1 protein-coding gene is annotated in these 392 nt (G+C 37.2%); it reads right to left on the reverse strand.

All coding sequences use genetic code 11. From position 1 onward, the window contains the following. Positions 1 to 325: biopolymer transporter ExbD (locus E3E36_RS14160; RefSeq protein ID WP_240911874.1), on the reverse strand; the 325-nt coding region annotated here is incomplete at its 3' end. Positions 326 to 392: the final 67 nt, after the last annotated feature.

The following is a 392-nucleotide window of genomic DNA, read 5'->3' on the forward strand; positions in this document are numbered from 1 at the left end:
TGCTGTTGGACGTAGGTTTTATAAGAATAATGGTTTCATTGCCATCGCCGAATTTAGCAGCAACAGCTTGCTTTTTCTTTATTAAAATGGCTCTTAAACTTTCTGCGTTGTAGGTGGCGGAAAAAGGGTTTGTTAAATCATCTCCGTTATAACAGATTATATTTTTATCATCTTTTAAAATTAAGTTGAGCACTTTGCTTTTTCCGGCTAATGGCGGTTCTTTCACAGGTTTATCATTGGGTAAAACCATCCCCATTGTTTTATGCTCACTTAAAGTTGTGGTGAAAATGAAAAAGGTAATGAGCAGAAAGCCTAAGTCTACCATTGGGGTTAAATCTACACGGGTTGATAGCTTTTTGCTCCTTCTGCGTTGATGCCTTTTATGCTTGCTT

This window comes from Thermococcus sp. M36, from assembly GCF_012027355.1.
Classification (GTDB): Archaea; Methanobacteriota_B; Thermococci; order Thermococcales; family Thermococcaceae; genus Thermococcus.